Consider the following 15,855-nt stretch of genomic DNA (forward strand, 5'->3'; position numbering starts at 1 on the left):
GGGCCCCCGCGGCGGGGGGGGGCCCCCCTTTTATTTTCTTGGGTGGGTTTTTTGGGGGGGGGGGGGGGGGGGCCCCCCCCCGGGGGGGGGGGGGGGGGGGGGGGGGGGGGCCCCCCCCCCCCCCCCCCACTTCCGTACGAGAAGGAACCCGGTTGCGGTGAACCGGAGGAGGGGAGGAGGCGTGAGGAGAGCTGAGAACCCTCTGGTGGCCGGCGGCCGGATATGCGCAAGGACCTGGCGAATCATCACTTCGAGTGAATCCTTGGCCTGTACTTGCGGTGCACAACCGACGGTTGTCAGGCTGTTGCAGACTGTCAACCTGTTGGGAGTGGCCTGTGACTTTCGGTGAGCAGCCCGCGTATCTGCGCGTTGCAAGCGATCTGCGGGAGAAGATCGTCAACGGTTCGCTGCCGCCGCATACGCGCCTGCCTTCGCAGGCCCGTATCCGCGAGGAGTACGGAGTCTCGGACACCGTCGCGCTGGAGGCGCGAAAGGTGCTGATGGCCGAGGGCCTGGTGGAGGGGCGTTCCGGTTCCGGCACCTATGTGCGCGAGCGCCCGGTCCCGCGGCGGATCGCCCGCTCCGGCTACCGGTCCGCGGCCGGCGCCAGTCCGTTCCGCCAGGAGCAGACGGCGGAGGGGGTGCACGGGACGTGGGAGTCCCGCAGCGAACAGGAGGGGGCGAGCACCGAGATCGCCGAGCGTCTGGGCATCGAGCCGGGCGACCGGGTGATGCGGACGAGGTACACCTTCCGCGAGGCCGGGGAGCCGATGATGCTCTCCACCTCCTGGGAGCCGCTCGCCGTGACGGGGCGTACGCCGGTGATGCTGCCGGAGGAGGGCCCGTTGGGCGGCTGCGGGGTGGTCGAGCGGATGGCCGCGATCGATGTCGTCGTGGACAACGTGGCCGAGCAGGTCGGCGCGCGTCCGGGGCTGGCGGAGGAACTCCTGGCGCTCGGCGGTGTGCCCGGACACGTGGTGATGGTGATCGAGCGGACGTACTACGCGTCGGGCCGCCCGGTCGAGACGGCGGACGTGGTGGTGCCCGCCGATCGTTACCGGGTCGCGTACCACCTTCCGGTCAGGTGAGCCGCGTACCACCTTCCGGTCAGGTGCCCGGTGGGCGGGGATCGCCGTCCGGTGTCGGTGACGACACGTCAACGCCCGGACAATTACCGTAACCAACGGGCAGTCAACGGCTGCATAGAGTTGTCATGTACCGCTCCTACCGTCCGGTCCGTACTCGCACACCGGACGACGGACGGGAAGTCACCGATGACGGACACAGCCACACCGAAAGCGGCTGGGGCCCGGCCCAACCCGGTGAACGGCCGGGCGCCGAGGTCGCGGACATTGCCGCCACCCACACCTGCGCGGTCTGCGAGACCGCCTGCGAGCTGCCCGACATCGCCGACTGCCCGGTGCGGTCGGGGCCGATCTGCTCGCTGTGCTGCTCGCTGGACGCGGAGTGCGGCGACGTCTGCCGCGAAGAGCCGTCGGCCGACCCCGTCCTGATGCCGGTGCCGACGGTGCGCGCGGCGGCGCCGGAGGCGGGATAGCCGGCGGCGGCGGGGGCCACGGGCGCAGGGGGCGCATCCGGCCGGGTGCGCCCCCTCTTGCTGACCGGATCGGTATCTCTTTGTGTAAATGCGTATCCGTTGCGTAAAGGTCAGGCGTACGCTCGGGCATATGCGTACTGCGGTTTCCTGGGGATCTTCACTGACGTGCACGCCGTTCGAGGGAGGGGCGCAATGCTCGGGAGGGACACGATGAGCGACAGCGGGGCCGTGCTCCCGTGGCTGGTGATAAGGCAGGACGACAACGGCAATCGCTATCGCGTCGGCAGGTATGCCACGCAGGGCGAGGCCCAGAAGATCGCCGACAAGCTCGATGAGCACGGCCACAAGCAGCTCTACTGGGTGGAGCGCGCGGAGCGGAGCGCCCGGCCGTAGCGCGGGCGCGAGGAGTGCGGCGGGGCGGGCGATCGCGCTCCGGCGCATGACCGTGCCCGCGTTCACCCGCCCATCGCCGAAGGATCTAGGGTCCTGTCCGACGGGGTTGCGCGAGAGCGAAGGCGGAGTGATGTCGGTCCTGATCGACACGGTGGCATGGGTGCGGGTGGAGAACGGCAGGATTCTCTGCGCGCGACCACGGGGGAAGGACGTCTTCTACATCCCCGGTGGCAAGCGGGAGGGTCAGGAGACCGACCTGCAGACCCTGCTGCGCGAGGTCGAGGAGGAGCTGGCCGTGGCCATCCTGCCCGCGACCGTGTCCCACATGGGTACGTACGAGGCGCAGGCGCACGGTCATCCGGACGGGGTGGTCGTGCGCATGAGCTGTTACGCCGGCGAGTATCAGGGAACGCTGACCGTCAGCAGCGAGATCGAGGAGATGGCGTGGTTCTCCTACGCCGACCGACCGCTCGTCCCGCCGGTCGACCAACTGCTCTTCGACGACCTCAAGGCCTCGGGCGCGCTGGCCTGAACACGGCGGAGACGGCAGGGGAGTTGGCCCGTGCGGCCGGGCCCCCGGCGCCGGCGGGCGGGGGGCGCCGGAGGCGGTTGAACGAGGCAAGCGCCAAGGCGGCAGCGCGCGCCCGTCGCCTTGTGCGCCCCCTCTCCCCGGGGACATCGTTCGTGCGCGCGGCCGTACACCCGTACGCCCCACGTGTCGGCCCCGGCGATAGTTCGCCCCAAATATCGGGTATGTGCTGAATAGCCCTTGTAAACAGGGCGTTCTCCGCTGCTGGTCTTGGGAAGTGATCGGCGTGATCGACAGTGAAGGCGACTGCGCCGAGTGGACCTTTCCGGCTGAGCCGGGCGCCGTGCGATCCGCACGGCATGCGGTCCATGGGGCGTTGACCGCCTGGGGGCTCGATGCCGCCGTCGGAGATGTGACAGTTCTGCTGGTCAGCGAGTTGGTCACCAACTCGATGCGCTATACATCGGGGCCCATCGGCGTACGCCTGGTGCGCCCCCATCTCAACGGGGACGCCCCCTCCGCCCATCCGGGGCTGCTCGTGGAAGTCTCCGATCCGCTTCCGGATCCGCCCACCGAACGTATGGCGGGACCGGAGGACGAAGGGGGCAGGGGGCTGCAGCTGGTGGCGTGTTCCGCCCGCCGCTGGGGGACCCGGCGGGGAAAGACCGGCAAGACCGTGTGGTTCGAGCTGGCCCTGCCTGGTTAGGAGTGGGGTGGGACGGACAGCGATCACCAGAGGTCGGCCAGAACCTGGCTGAAAGGGACTGAGACCGTGCTGTGATCGTGAACGCCGTGTCGGTTGGGGCCGGAGTGCTGAATACTGCGGGCATGACCGGTCCGGTGTGTGAGCTGGAGGGGACGGTCGCGTGAGCGAAATACCTGGGACAGCGGGCGACATCGTGTGGCAGAGCAGCCCGCCTGGCTCGATCTACGACTACATCAGGGTCGCCTCCTTCTCGATCGGCCCCGATGGCCTGATCGAGCAGTGGAGCCGCCGGGCCGCCGGCCTCTTCGGCATTGCCGCGGACAGAGCGGTCGGCATGGACCCGGTCGAGGCCTTCATGCCCGCCGAACTGCGCAGGGACGGCCGCCGCAGGGTCGGCGAGATCCTCGACGGCCGGGAGTGGACGGGCCTCGTCCCCTTCCGGATACCGGGCGAGGAGGCCGTGCACGGGCTCGCCGAGATCTATCTGATGCCGAGCGAGACGGAGAGCGGGGAACGGGCCGCGCTCTGCATCGTCGTGGACGTCCGGGCACTGCGCCACATCGAGACGGACCTTGCCGCTTCCCAGGCGATATTCGGCCAATCACCCTTCGGCTTCGTGCTGTTCGGTACGGACCTCTCGGTGATCCGCGCCAACCAGCGCTTCGCCACCGTCTTCGGCGGCCGGGCCGAGGACCACCGCGGCCGCACGGTCGACGACTATCTCTCGGGCACCGAAGCCGACCGGCTCACCGTCACCATCCAGCGCGTACTGGAGACCGGAACGTCCGTCACCGATCTCCAGATCGTCGGCACCGCCCCCGGCGCCGGCAGCCGGCACTGGTCGATGAACCTCTACCGCGTGCACAGCGGATCCGGCCGCCCCATCGGCGTCGCCGGACTGGCCACCGACGTCACCCGCAGGCACATCGCCGCCCGCGAGGCCGCCAGTGCCCGCCGCAACCTCGCCCTGCTCAACGAGGCCAGCGCCCGGATCGGCAACTCCCTCGACCTGGAGACCACCGCGCGCGAACTCCTCGACGTCGCCGTCCCCGGCTTCTGCGACCTCGCCTCCGTCGACCTCTACCAGGGGCTGCTCACCGGCGACGACGCACCGCCCGGCAGCTGGGATTCGCTCCGTCAGGAATCCGTCGGCGGCTCCGCCGAACTGCGCCGCGTCGCCCTGGCCAGCGCGGTGGCGGACGTCCTGCCCGACACCGCCGCGCAGACCGGCTCGCCCGAGCTCGGCTCCGTACACCGCTTCTCTTTCAACTCGCCGTGCGCCATCGCCCTGCGCACCGGCCACGTCGAGGACGTGCCCGGCGACGACCGGGGCTTCGTCCAGTCCACGCTCGCCGTGCCGATGGTCGCCCACGACACGGTGGTCGGTCTCGTGCAGTTCTCCCGCACCAAGGGCAGCGAACCCTTCGGCGAGCGGGACCGGGCCCTGGCCACCGAACTCGCCGCCCGCGCCGCGGTCTGCATCGACAACGCCCGCCTCTACCGGCGCGAGCACGAACGCGCCCTGATCCTCCAGCGCAGCCTCCTGCCGCCCGGCGACCCGGTGGCCGCCGGCCTCGACATCGCCTGCCGCTACCTGCCCGGCAACACGGCCACCGAGGTCGGCGGCGACTGGTTCGACGTGATCGAGATACCCGGCCACCGCACCGCCCTCGTCGTCGGCGACGTCATGGGCCGCGGACTGCGGGCTGCCGTCGCCATGGGCGAACTGCGCACCGCCGTACGGACCCTGGCCCTGCTGGACCTGGAACCCGCCGAGGTGCTCTCCGCGCTCGACGAGGTCGCCCGCGGACTCGGCACCCCCGGCGGCGCCGGCACGTCCGGCGGCTCCCAGTGGCCCTCGCGGGCCGCCCACAAGTCCCGGGAGGCGGACCTCTCCGAGGTCTACCTGGCGACCTGCGTGTACGCGGTCTACGACCCGGTCACCCGGCGCTGCACCTTCGCCAACGCGGGCCACCTCCCGCCCGCCGTGGTCGAACCGGGCGAGGCCGCCCTGCTGCTCGACGTGCCGCCCGGCATGCCGCTCGGCGTCGGCGGCGAACCCTTCGAGGAGGTCGAGGTCGAACTGAAGGAGGGCTCGCTGCTCGCCCTCTACACGGACGGGCTCGTCGAGTCCCGCGACCACCCCCTCGACGAAGGCCTCGAAGCCCTGCGCGCCGCGCTCGTCGAGCCGGAACGGCCGATCGAGGACGTCTGCGACCACGTGCTGAGCACCCTGGAAACCGGGCACGGCGAGGACGACATCGCCCTGCTGGTGGCCCGTATCCAGGGACTGCCGGCCGACGCGGTCGGCGACTGGCGGCTGCCCCGCGAACCCCGTTCCGTGGGCCGGGCCCGCGAACTGGCCCGCGGCCGGCTGCTCGACTGGGGCCTGGACGACCTGGTGGACACCACCGAACTGCTGGTCAGCGAGCTGGTCACCAACGCCCTGCGGTACGGGGAGGGCGAGATAAGGCTCAGACTGCTGCGCGATCGCACCCTCGTCTGCGAGGTGTGGGACGCCGGACTCGTCCAGCCGCGGCGGCGGCGGGCCCGCGACACCGACGAGGGCGGGCGCGGGCTCCAGCTGGTCGGGCTGCTGAGCGTGGCCTGGGGGTCCAGGCGGACCCCGCGTGGCAAGACCGTCTGGTTCGAGCTGGCCCTGCCCGACGGGGTGCCGGCCGCCGAACTCTCCGTGGAGCAGCTGCTGAGCATGTACTGACCGGCCGCCGGGCGGTCCCGGGCCGACAGGTCTCAGGCCGACTTCAGCGCGGCCGGCCGGGCATCGATCTCGGCGCTGTCGCCCAGGCTGTCCAACTGCTCGAACCGGGCGTCCATGGGGTCTCTCCGGGGATCCCGGTGGATGGAGCGACACCGCGGATGAAGCCTCGGGGCGGGTCCGCGGCCGGCTCAGAAACGGCCGCCGCCACCGCGCCGGCCCCGTGTGCCGCCGCCGCCGAAGCTGCCCGGACCGGCGGCCCCGCCGTGCCCCCCGCCGCCGAACCCCCCGCCGTGGACGCCGCCGCCGCGCCCGCCGCCGCCGCCCAGGAGGCCGCCGAGGATGATGCCACCGAGCACCGCGCCGCCGACCCCGCCGCCCGTTCCCCGCGCACCGCCCGGACCGTTCCGGTTCCCGTACGCGCGCACATCCAGTTCGGCCAGGCTCCGGGCCTGCCCGGCCAGCGAATCCGCCTGCTGCGCCTCGGCCAGCGCCCCCTGCGCATCCTTCGACCCGGCCAGCTCGCGCGACCGGTCGAGACGCCGCTGGGCCTCCGCCAGCCGGGTCCGGGCCTGGCTGCCCACAGCTCCCCGGTTCGTGGTGATGAAGTCGGCCGCCGCCGTGATCGCCGAACGTGCCGTGAGCACCGCCCCGTCCAGCAGGGAGAGGGCCCGCCGGTCGCCCTGATCCCGTTCGCGGACACCGGCCAGCGCCGCGTCGAGCGCCGCGTCCGCCTCCTCCACCCTGCGCAGCGCGTCGATCGGGTCGTACGGCCCGGCCAGCATCCGGGCCCGCACATCGTCGAGCACCGACTTCGCGCGGGCGATCCGGCCCCGCAGACCGGCGGTCGGCCCACCGTCCCCGGCGCCTTCGAGCAGCCCGCCCGCATCGGCCAGATCGGTCTCCGTCCCGGTGAGGGCGGCGGGCAGCCGCCCCGCCGCCTCCGCGAGTTCCCGGCTCCGCCGCTCCACCGCGTCGACGAGGGTGGTCGCCTGGTCGACGGCGCCCTCGGTGGCCCGGATGTACACCGCTGCCGCGGAGTTGCTGGTGCTGTCCACCGACTGCCGGCCCCGGTTGAGGCTCGACGTGGCGAAGACGAGCCGGTCCTTGGCCTGCTCGATGTCGCCGGCGACGGCGGCGAAGGCCGATTCCGCGTACTCCTCGCGCATCGTGTTCAGGGTGGCCTGGGCCGCGGCGACCCGTCCGGCGAGCGCCCGGAACGCGGCCTCGGCCGTGGCCAGGGCCTGCGGGGCGTCCCGTTCCAGGGCTCGCAGCCGGTCGAAGTCCTCGGACACGGCGTCCAGCCGGGCGCCCGCGTCCGCGCAGCGGCCGATGATCTCGTCCAGCATCCGGCGCCTGGTCGCCTCGTCCTCGTAAATGGAGTCGTCCAGGCGCTGACGCAGCCGGAACGCCGCAGTCAGCTCGCCCTTCGCATCGCCGACGGCCTCCGTGAACGGGGCCGCCGCCTCCTCGCCGAACTGGGCGGTGGCGAAACCCAGTTCCTCCTCGCTGGTGCGGACCGCGTCGTCGGTGTCCACCAGCGCCTCCTTCGCGCGCGCGTCCAGCTCAGGCAGCGGCTCCGGCGGCTGCGGCGACCCGTCCGGTCCGGTGGAGGCGGGGCCCCAGCCCTTCGCGCCGGGCGTGGTGCGGGTCGTGGTGCGCCGCCTGCGCCGGGTGTACGCGTAGCCGGCCAGCGCCGCCGCCCCGCCGACGACGACCACCGGGAGGATCAGGTCAGCGGTGCTGGTCCCGCCGGATTCACCGGTTGCGGGGTCGGCGGCGCCGGGGGTGGGCACGGGCTTTCCGGCCAGTACGGCGGAGTACCCGTTCGCCGCGCCGATCGCCGCGCCGGCCCGGTCGTGCTCCCTGAGCGCGGGCTCGATCGCGGTGCCCGCCATGTCCTGGAGCTGGGCGTCGGTGAGGCGGGAGCCCTGTTCGACGGTGTACCCGTACTGCCGGTCGTGGGTGGCGACGGCGAGCAGGACGTCGTCGCGGCCGAGGCCGTTGCGGTCGGCCGTGGCATCGGCCCAGCTCTGCGCGGACCGCCCGGAGAAGTCCCGTACGTACACGACGAAGAGCTGTACGCGACGGTCCGCGTACAGCCGGTCGAGTGCGGCCCGCACCTGGTCCCTGCGGTCCCCGAGCGCCCCCACCTTGTCGGTGATCCGCCCGTCCCGGGACAGCGTGACGGGATCGTCGGCGCGGGCGGTCGGAGCTGCGGGAAGGGCCGGTACTGCGGAAGAAGCCGGTACTGCGGGAAGGGCCGGCCAGCACACCGACATCAGCGCGGTGAGCAGGGCCCGGCCCGGTGCGGATATCCGGGTACGGCTCACGGGCGGAGTCACATTTGTGAGGTTATGTCCACCCTCTGTCACCCGCGACCCGGCGACCGGGGCCCGCCATCGGGGTCCGGGGGGTGCGTCATGATGCCCTCTACAGCGACGGCACACCGACACGCAGGGGGATACGGACGTGCTCACGGGGATCAAACGCGGAGCCGGGCGGATACGCGAACGGGCGGCCCGGTTCCGCTGGACCTGGCCCAGCAGGATCGCGCTGGGGGTGGTCCTGGCGATCGTGGTGCCGGTCCTCACCGCGGGCATCGCCCTGCGGCTCAACTACTCCGGCGACCCGGGCGACGGCACGCGCACCCGGGGCCGCGACGCCATCTGGCTCGGCCACGCCTGGGTCGACGGGCGCAAGGACGAGGCCGACCTCGCCGCGTTCGCCGACCGGATCGAGGGGACGGGGATCAAGGACCTGTACGTCCACGCCGGGCCGCTGGAGCACGACGGCACCCTGCCCGCCGACCGCCACCCCCGGGCCCGGTGGCTGATCGACGCCGTGCACCGCACCCTGCCCGGCATCCGGGTCCAGGCCTGGCTCGGCGACGTGCTGGCCACCGAGGGGCCCGACGGGCTGCGCCTGGAGCGGGCCGCGTCCCGTACCGCCGTGGTCGCCTCGGCCCGGCAGATCCTGGACGCCGGGTTCGACGGCGTCCACTTCGACCTGGAGCCGCTGCACTCCGGCGACCGCCACTACCTCTCGCTCCTGGACGACCTGCGCGCGCTCACGAGGCCGCGCAAGGCACAGCTGTCGGTCGCCGCCCACCAGATCGACCCGCTGCCCTCGGCGCACCGGGTGCTCGGTGTGGTCAGCGGCGGCAGCCAGAAGTGGTGGTCGCAGAAGTTCTTCGGCCAGGTCGCGCGCCGGGTCGACCAGATCGCCGTCATGTCGTACGACACCTGGATGCCCCTGGAGGGGCTGTTCGGCGGCTTTGTCGCCCAGCAGACGGCGCTCGCCCTCGAAGTGACGCCGAAGGACACCGATCTGCTGATGGGGCTGCCGTTCTTCCACGAGGACGACCTCGGACACCACGAGTCGGCCGAGACGGTCGAGGCCGCGGTCCGGGGCACCCGGCTGGGCCTGGGGCGCACCGACCGCGGCCGTGAACGGTTCGGGGTCGCGCTCTACGTCGACTTCGCCGCGCGGGAGGGCGACTGGTCGGCGTACCGCGCGGGCTGGAACCGAGCGGACCCGAGTCGACCGGATCCGAGCTGAGCGACGGCGTACCGGGCCGGGGCCGGGCCCCGAGCTCTCCGCCCCGGACCGGTACGCCGCCACGTTTCGAGGCGGTTCGGACCGCTTGGACGGCTCAGATGGAGAACCGCTCCTTGGCGAGCAGCGGCCGCACCTTCGACTGGAACCGCCGGTGCGGAAAGGCCGTTGCAGCAGACCGGGGCGGATCGCCTGGGCCAGCGCCGCGGCGATCATGCCCTGGTCGAGTGCGAGCAGGTAATCGCTGACCCGGCCGGTGCCGACGTTGACGGAGTCCCGGAAGCCGTACCCGGCGTGGTAGGCGCCGAAGTCGCGGTCGAGCGCGCGCAGGTTGGCGATCGCCTCGTCCGGCGCGTACGGCAGCGCGAGGAAGGAGGCGTGCGGGGTGACCACACCGTTGGTGAACGCCGAGGCGGGCGGCAGCGGTTCGCCGTCCTCGGTGTATGTACGGTCGGTGTTGGAGGCGTAGCCGTCGACCTGCATGCCGATCGCGTCGACGCCGTACTCCTGGTAGCCGCCCTCGGGGATGTTGGCGGGGGAGAAGCCCCAGTACCCGTACCCCGCCTCCTCCGTCCCGTGCTCGATCTGGCTGCGGACGTAGCGGCGGTGGTTGAGGCCCCAGGACCTCGGCGACCACTCCGCCTCCGGCACGAACAGCGGCACCATCAGGGCCTCGAACATCGACCCGCCCCAGGTGGGCACGATCTTCCGGCCGCGATGGGTGTAGTGCCCCTGCCAGACCCGTACGCCGTCCATGGCGACGTAACTGCCCTGCGGGTACTGCTCCTGCCCGTGCTCGGGCAGCATCGTGCGCAGCAGGTGCCAGTAGTGGTCGGCGGGCAGCGAGCCGTCCGCGATGCCCAGGTAACTGGCCATCCGCGGCTCGGTGTTGAGCGCGCCGTAGTGGTGCCCGGTGGGCTCCTCGGTGTCGGTCCAGAACCCGCCGCGCAGTTGGCCGGGGCCGGCGACCGGGTCGGCCGGATCGTACGGCGTGTAGTAGTACGACCAGTCGGCGGTCGCCAGGATGCGGGCGATACGGGGGCGCAGCGCGGGCGCGGCGTCGGCGGCGATGCGCAGTCCGGTGACCAGCCAGGCGTTGTCGACGGAGGAGAGGAACGGGCGGACCGGGTCACCGGTTCCGGGCCACTCGGTGAGGACCGAACCGTCGTGCGCGTCGTACCAGTTGAGCCAGAAGCCGTGGTGGCGTTCCAGCCTCTCGACGGCCCGCACGGTGTGCTCCAGCCGTCGGCGCATCGTGTCGTCGTCGATCACCCCGAGCCCGGCGGCGGCCACCGTCGACCACAGGCCGCAGCCGATGTTGGTGGGGGAGGTCTGACGCGACTGGACGGGGGCGCCGGGCCTGCTGACATCGATCTTGTCGACGGCGAGACCGAAGTCGGTCGTCATGGCCTCGATCGACCGGTACGTGTCGCAAAACCAGCGCAGCAGCAGCGGTGCGTGCGAGCCGCGCACGGGCCGGTCGGCGGCGCCCGCCGGGGGCGCGGCCACGGTTCCCAGCGACAGGGCGGCGGCCCCTGTTCCCGCTGCGGTGAGAAACGTACGACGGTTCATCAGAACCCCTCGAAGAAGAGCCACCGACTGTGGGCGGTGGGCGGATTTCGTTCGTCGGTCGTGATCGCGGGCGCGGGGCGCGCCGCCTCGTACGGCACCGGCGTGCGCCGCCGCTCGTGAGCAGGGCAGGACACGAGCGGCGCCGTACGCGGGCACAGGGCCCGAAAGGCCCTGCTGTACGGGAACCGGCGTCCGTCAGGAGCCGCCGGTTCCCGTACGGGCGGGAGCCGTCAGGTGGCTCCCGGTCGGGGGGAGCCGACATCGGTCGGCTCGGGTGGCCGACGTCAGTCGGCGATGCGCGGCAGGGCGCGGGTGCGGCCCATCTCGCCCAGCCAGACGGCGGACGGCTTGGGCAGCCGCTCGAAGGTCTCCGGGTTCCAGCCGATCAGGCCGAAGGTGGGCTTGTAGGAGCCCCACTCGTAGTTGTCGAGCGCGCTCCAGGCCAGGTAGCCCTGGATGTTCAGACCGTCCTGGATCGCGGAGGCGACCTCGTTCAGGGCACCGGTGTAGTAGTCGACGCGGCGGCTGTCGTCGTCGGTGGCGATGCCGTTCTCGGTGACGATCAGCGGGATGCCGTTGCCCAGGACCTCGGCGGTGTGACGCAGCGCGTAGCCGACGGCGGACGGGTAGTACTCCCACTGCGTGAGGGTGCGCTCGACGCCCTCGGCGGTGGGTATCGGGCCGTCGGTGCCGATCCTGGTCCGGGTGTAGGACTGCACACCGATCCAGTCGTCGCCGCGGGCGGCCTCGATGAAGACGTCCTCACGGGGGTGACGGTAGGCCGCGGTGACCTCCTCGGCGCCGGGCAGGGCCTGGTAGACCTGGTTGGCGATGGTCCAGCCGACCTGGATGTCCGGGTTGATCGCCCGGACCTCCTTGACGGCCGCGTGGTGCGCGGCGATGACGGCCTCGGTGGTCTCGTCGTCGGGGGTCGGCAGCCCGGCCGGCGGGAAGCTGTTGTCGCCCCGCTTGGCCTGGCCGGCCATGACGGCGATCATGTTCGGCTCGTTGATGGTGCAGACGTGGCCGACGCCCTCGGCGATCACCGGCGCGCAGGCCGCGACGTAACGCGCGAAGAGCTCGGTCGCGCCCTCGGCGGTCCAGCCGCCGCGCGCCTCGAACCACTGCGGCACGGTGAAGTGGTGCAGGGTGATCATGGGGCGCAGGCCGCGCTCGATGGCGCCCTCGACCATGCGGCGGTAGTGGGCGAGTTCGGCCCGGGAGAACCGGCCCTCGGCCGGCTCGATGCGCGCCCACTCGATGGAGAACCGGTAGTCGGTGAAGCCCAGACCGGCCAGCACGTCCATGTCCTCGTGCCAGCGGTGGTAGCTGTCGCAGGCGTCCAGGCTGGGCTCCTGGATGTGGGTGCCCGCGGCGTGCTCCTTGACCCACCAGTCGCTGTTGGTGTTGTTGCCCTCGATCTGGTGGGCGGCCGTGGAGGCGCCCCACAGGAAGTTTTCGGGGAACGGGACCTGGGTGTGCGTCATCGCAAACTGTCTCTCTGGTGATGAAGGGGTGTGGCCGACGGGGTGTGGGGCCGTGGCCTCGTACGTTTCGGCGGGGCTGCCGGGGCCGGCCCTACTTCATGCCGGCGGTGGCGATGCCCTGGGTGAAGTGCCGCTGGAGCGCGATGAAAAGGATCACGACGGGCAGGACGACCAGCAGGGAGCCGGCCATCAGCATGCCGTTGGAGCCGCCCGCCTTGTTGGGGTCGGTGGCGAAGGTGGCCAGGGCGACCGGCAGGGTGTATTTGTCGGGGTCGTTGGTCGCGATGAGCGGCCAGACGAAGTTGTTCCAGGAGCCCAGGAACGTGAAGATCGAGAGCGTCGCCAGTGCGGGCTTCACCAGCGGCATCACGATGCGCCAGAAGATGTACCACTCGCCGGCGCCGTCCATCCGGGCCGCTTCCAGCAGCTCGTCCGGGATCGACTGCATGAACTGCCGCATCAGGAAGACCCCGAAGGCCCCGGCGGCGAACGGCAGCACCAGACCGGCGTACGAGTCGATCAGATGCAACTTGCTCATCAGCACGAACAGCGGCAGCAGCATCAGGTTGCCGGGCACCATCAGGGCGCCGAGAACCAGGCCGAAGATCTTGTTGCGGCCGGCGAAGTTCAGCTTGGCCAGGGCGTACCCGAGCATCGAGCAGAAAACCAGGTTCGAGACGGTGACCAGCACCGCCACGATCACCGAGTTCATGAAGTACAGCGGCAGATCGAGCTTGTCGAGCAGCTCCCGGAAGTTCTCCAGGGTCCACTCGGTCGGGATCCACACGGGCGGGCTGGCCGTCAGTTCCTGCTGCGTCTTGAAGGCCGAGAGGGCCATCCACAGGAACGGCGCCGACATGATCAGCAGGCCGACCGACAGCAGGACGTAGACGAGGACGCGCCGCGGGTTGCGGGCCTTCTTCACCTTGGACGGCGGCGTGTCGCCGGGCTGCTCGGACGGCGCCGTCGAGACGGCGCCCGGTGCACTGGTGGCGCTCATTTCGTGTTGTCCTTCAGCAGTCGGAGCTGGAGCACCGTGATGCCCATGATCACCACGAAGAGGACATACGCCATGGCGCTCGCATAGCCCATGTGGAAGAAGTTGAAGCCCTCGCGGTACATGTTCAGCGAGACGGTGAGCGTGGAGTCCGAGGGACCGCCCTGGGTCATCACGAACGGCTCCTCGAAGACGTTGAGGTAACCGATGGTCGTGATCACCGTGGCGTAGAGCAGCGTGGGTCGCAGCAGCGGCACGGTGATGCCCTTGAACTCCTGCCAGACCCCGGCGCCGTCCAGCCGCGCCGCCTCCCGCACCTCGGTGGGGATGGCCTGCAGACCGGCGATGAAGAGCACCATGACCGTGCCGAGGTTGCGCCAGACCGCCATCGCGATCATCGACGGCATGGCGAGCGTCTCGGAGCCCAGGAAGTCGGGCGAGGTGAGGCCCACTTCGGAGAAGAGCCCCGCGACGAGCCCGTCGCTCGGGTCGAGCACGAACCGCCAGACCACGGCGACCGCGACGATGGTGGTGACCACCGGGGCGTAGAAGCCGACGCGGAAGAAGGTCCGCGCCCGGTCGATGCCGTTGTTCAGCAGTACGGCGACGACCAGTCCGAGGCCGATCGTCAGCGGGACGCCGATCACCACGAAGTACGCCGTGTTGAAGAGCGACTTGAGGAACTTGTCGTCGCTGAACAGCTTGACGTAGTTCTCGAAGCCGATGAAGTTCGCGTCCAGCGGGTGCGTCACATTGCGCAGCCCGAAGTCGGTGAAGCTCATCACCAGCGTGGCGACGATCGGGAACGCCATGAAGACGAGGAAGAGGACGAGGAAGGGGGTGGAGAACAGCCAGCCGGCCGCGTTCTGCACGCCCATCGACCTTCTTCTGCCCCGTCGGCCCGCGGACCCGGTGGCCGGGGACCCGGAGGCCCCCGGCCCGGCCTGCGCCTTGGCCGACTCCGCGGCCTTTGCGGTCATGGTGCGCATGACTCCTACTTCGTCCGGCCTTCGATTACTTCAGAAGGCCTTCGATTTGGGACTGGGCCGTCTTGAGCGCGTCCTCGGCGGACGCCTTGCCCTGGGTGACCTTGGCGATGGCCTGGTCGACCTTGTCGGTGATCTCCGTCCAGTTGGACAGGGACGGGGACGACTTGGCGGTGTCCATCTGCTTCTTGAACACCTGGAGGTCGGTGTCGTCGGCGAGGTCGCCGGAGGTCCACGCGGAGGTGTTGGCCGGCAGGTCCTTGGTGCGCTTGTACCAGTCGGCCTGGCCCTTGGTGTCCGTCAGGTACTTGATGAACTCGGTGGCGGCGGCCTTGTGCTCGCTGTCCTTGGAGATCACCAGGGAGGAGCCGCCGGCCATGGAGGCGGAGGTCTTGTCGGCGGGCACGTTGGCCACCGCCCACTTGCCCTTGATCTGCGGCTGGCCCTCGTTCAGCAGGGTGACGTGCCAGGGGCCGCCGAAGAACATCGGGACGCGGCCGTTGCCGAAGTCCTTCACGACGTCGTAGCCGGGCTGCACGGACTTGTTGGAGAGCCCCTTGTCGAAGTACGAGCCGTACTCCTTGAGCGCCTTGACGGCCTCGGGGCTGTCGATGACGGCCTCGCCCTTGTCGTTGACGATCTCGCCGCCGGCCGAGTACAGGAAGGAGTAGAAGTTCTGCACCGTGTCCAGGCCGCTGGGCTGGATGGACAGGCCCCACTTGGTCCCGGCCTTCTTCTGGTAGGCCGAGGCGAGGTCCTGCATCTCCTTCCAGTTGCTCGGAGCCTTGGTGACGCCGGCCTTCTCGGCCAGGTCGGTGCGGTAGTAGAGGACGCGGGTGTCGACGTACCACGGCACGCCGTACGCCTGGCCGTCCACCTCGCCCTGCTTCCAGCCGGACTGGAAGAAGTCCTTCTCATTGAAGGTCTTGGTGTCCACCGGCTCCAGCACACCGAGCTCGGCGAACTCGCCCATGTAGCTGCCGCCCATCTGCGCCACGTCCGGCAGGGTGCCGGCGGCGGCCGCTGAGACCAGCTTCTGGTGGGCGACGTCCCAGCCGACCGGAGTCACCTTGATGGTGATGTTCGGGTTGGCCTTCTCGTAGACCTTGGCCACATCCGCGAGCTTCTCGCCCTCGGCCCCCATGGCCCAGACGGTGAGCGTCTGCTTCTTGTCCGCGGCGACGTCGTCGCCGGAGCTGCCGCAAGCGGTCAGGCCGAACGTGAGCGCGCCGGCGACAGCGATACCGATCGAGGCGTTTCTGGCGGTGCGAGGCATGGAGGGCTCCTCCTTGAGCAATCCTGATGTATGCGCTGCCTGTAAGCGCATACATCACTCTGCGGCAGACGTTCCGG

11 protein-coding genes and 2 pseudogenes are annotated in these 15,855 nt (G+C 70.9%); 7 read left to right on the plus strand and 6 right to left on the minus strand.

Annotated features, from left to right (window positions below):
• The first annotated feature begins 335 nt into the window (after positions 1-335).
• The 6 genes and pseudogenes from ACIRJP_RS14685 to ACIRJP_RS14710 all read left to right on the plus strand — a co-directional run bounded on the left by ACIRJP_RS14685 (position 336) and on the right by ACIRJP_RS14710 (position 5,905).
• Positions 336-1,088, plus strand: coding sequence for a GntR family transcriptional regulator (locus ACIRJP_RS14685; protein WP_404172883.1), 753 nt, complete (start codon positions 336-338; stop codon positions 1,086-1,088).
• Positions 1,089-1,307: 219 nt separating this feature from the next.
• Positions 1,308-1,558, plus strand: a pseudogene (locus tag ACIRJP_RS14690) (hypothetical protein); the annotation flags it as partial.
• Between the two features lie 192 nt (positions 1,559-1,750).
• On the plus strand, positions 1,751-1,951 hold the full coding sequence (locus ACIRJP_RS14695; protein WP_376425168.1) for an SPOR domain-containing protein: 201 nt from the start codon (positions 1,751-1,753) through the stop codon (positions 1,949-1,951).
• 130 nt (positions 1,952-2,081) lie between these two features.
• Positions 2,082-2,483 carry an NUDIX domain-containing protein gene (locus tag ACIRJP_RS14700; RefSeq protein WP_266729934.1) on the plus strand — a complete coding sequence of 134 codons (402 nt, stop codon included), beginning with the start codon at positions 2,082-2,084 and terminating at the stop codon, positions 2,481-2,483.
• A gap of 274 nt (positions 2,484-2,757) precedes the next feature.
• Positions 2,758-3,186 carry an ATP-binding protein gene (locus ACIRJP_RS14705; RefSeq protein ID WP_404172887.1) on the plus strand — a complete coding sequence of 143 codons (429 nt, stop codon included), beginning with the start codon at positions 2,758-2,760 and terminating at the stop codon, positions 3,184-3,186.
• 193 nt (positions 3,187-3,379) lie between these two features.
• Positions 3,380-5,905, plus strand: coding sequence for a SpoIIE family protein phosphatase (locus ACIRJP_RS14710; RefSeq protein ID WP_404173423.1), 2,526 nt, complete (start codon positions 3,380-3,382; stop codon positions 5,903-5,905).
• 188 nt (positions 5,906-6,093) lie between these two features.
• Here the strand turns inward: ACIRJP_RS14710 and ACIRJP_RS14715 are convergent, their stop codons facing one another.
• Positions 6,094-8,235, minus strand: a complete 2,142-nt coding sequence (locus ACIRJP_RS14715; protein WP_404173426.1) for a TPM domain-containing protein — start codon at positions 8,233-8,235, stop codon at positions 6,094-6,096.
• Positions 8,236-8,374: 139 nt separating this feature from the next.
• On the opposite strand from ACIRJP_RS14715, the gene ACIRJP_RS14720 reads away from it, so the two are divergent.
• Positions 8,375-9,463: a hypothetical protein gene (locus tag ACIRJP_RS14720; RefSeq protein ID WP_404172890.1), complete on the plus strand. Its 1,089-nt coding sequence runs from the start codon at positions 8,375-8,377 to the stop codon at positions 9,461-9,463.
• A gap of 94 nt (positions 9,464-9,557) precedes the next feature.
• Here ACIRJP_RS14720 and ACIRJP_RS14725 read toward each other — a convergent pair.
• The 5 genes and pseudogenes from ACIRJP_RS14725 to ACIRJP_RS14745 all read right to left on the minus strand — a co-directional run bounded on the left by ACIRJP_RS14725 (position 9,558) and on the right by ACIRJP_RS14745 (position 15,778).
• A pseudogene (locus tag ACIRJP_RS14725) lies at positions 9,558-11,032 on the minus strand (glucoamylase family protein).
• A 284-nt stretch (positions 11,033-11,316) separates the two neighbouring features.
• Positions 11,317-12,519 (minus strand): glycoside hydrolase family 1 protein, encoded by a 1,203-nt coding sequence (locus tag ACIRJP_RS14730; RefSeq protein ID WP_404172893.1) that lies wholly within the window; start codon positions 12,517-12,519, stop codon positions 11,317-11,319.
• A gap of 91 nt (positions 12,520-12,610) precedes the next feature.
• Positions 12,611-13,519: a carbohydrate ABC transporter permease gene (locus ACIRJP_RS14735; protein WP_383720203.1), complete on the minus strand. Its 909-nt coding sequence runs from the start codon at positions 13,517-13,519 to the stop codon at positions 12,611-12,613.
• Entirely contained in the window at positions 13,516-14,505 is a 990-nt protein-coding gene (locus ACIRJP_RS14740) for a carbohydrate ABC transporter permease (protein ID WP_404172896.1), read from the minus strand. Before ACIRJP_RS14740 ends, ACIRJP_RS14735 begins: the two co-directional genes overlap by 4 nt.
• Positions 14,506-14,530: 25 nt before the next feature.
• Positions 14,531-15,778: a sugar ABC transporter substrate-binding protein gene (locus ACIRJP_RS14745; protein WP_404172898.1), complete on the minus strand. Its 1,248-nt coding sequence runs from the start codon at positions 15,776-15,778 to the stop codon at positions 14,531-14,533.
• Positions 15,779-15,855: the final 77 nt, after the last annotated feature.

The organism is Streptomyces sp. NPDC102437, assembly GCF_044765565.1.
GTDB lineage: Bacteria > Actinomycetota > Actinomycetes > Streptomycetales > Streptomycetaceae > Streptomyces.

Excerpts from the sequence above, each read along its gene's own strand:
- ACIRJP_RS14695 (WP_376425168.1), top strand. The coding sequence starts at position 1,751 with ATGCTCGGGAGGGACACGATGAGCGACAGCGGGGCCGTGCTCCCGTGG.
- ACIRJP_RS14700 (WP_266729934.1), top strand. The coding sequence starts at position 2,082 with ATGTCGGTCCTGATCGACACGGTGGCATGGGTGCGGGTGGAGAACGGC.
- ACIRJP_RS14730 (WP_404172893.1), bottom strand. The coding sequence starts at position 12,519 with ATGACGCACACCCAGGTCCCGTTCCCCGAAAACTTCCTGTGGGGCGCC.
- ACIRJP_RS14735 (WP_383720203.1), bottom strand. The coding sequence starts at position 13,519 with ATGAGCGCCACCAGTGCACCGGGCGCCGTCTCGACGGCGCCGTCCGAG.
- ACIRJP_RS14740 (WP_404172896.1), bottom strand. The coding sequence starts at position 14,505 with ATGCGCACCATGACCGCAAAGGCCGCGGAGTCGGCCAAGGCGCAGGCC.
- ACIRJP_RS14745 (WP_404172898.1), bottom strand. The coding sequence starts at position 15,778 with ATGCCTCGCACCGCCAGAAACGCCTCGATCGGTATCGCTGTCGCCGGC.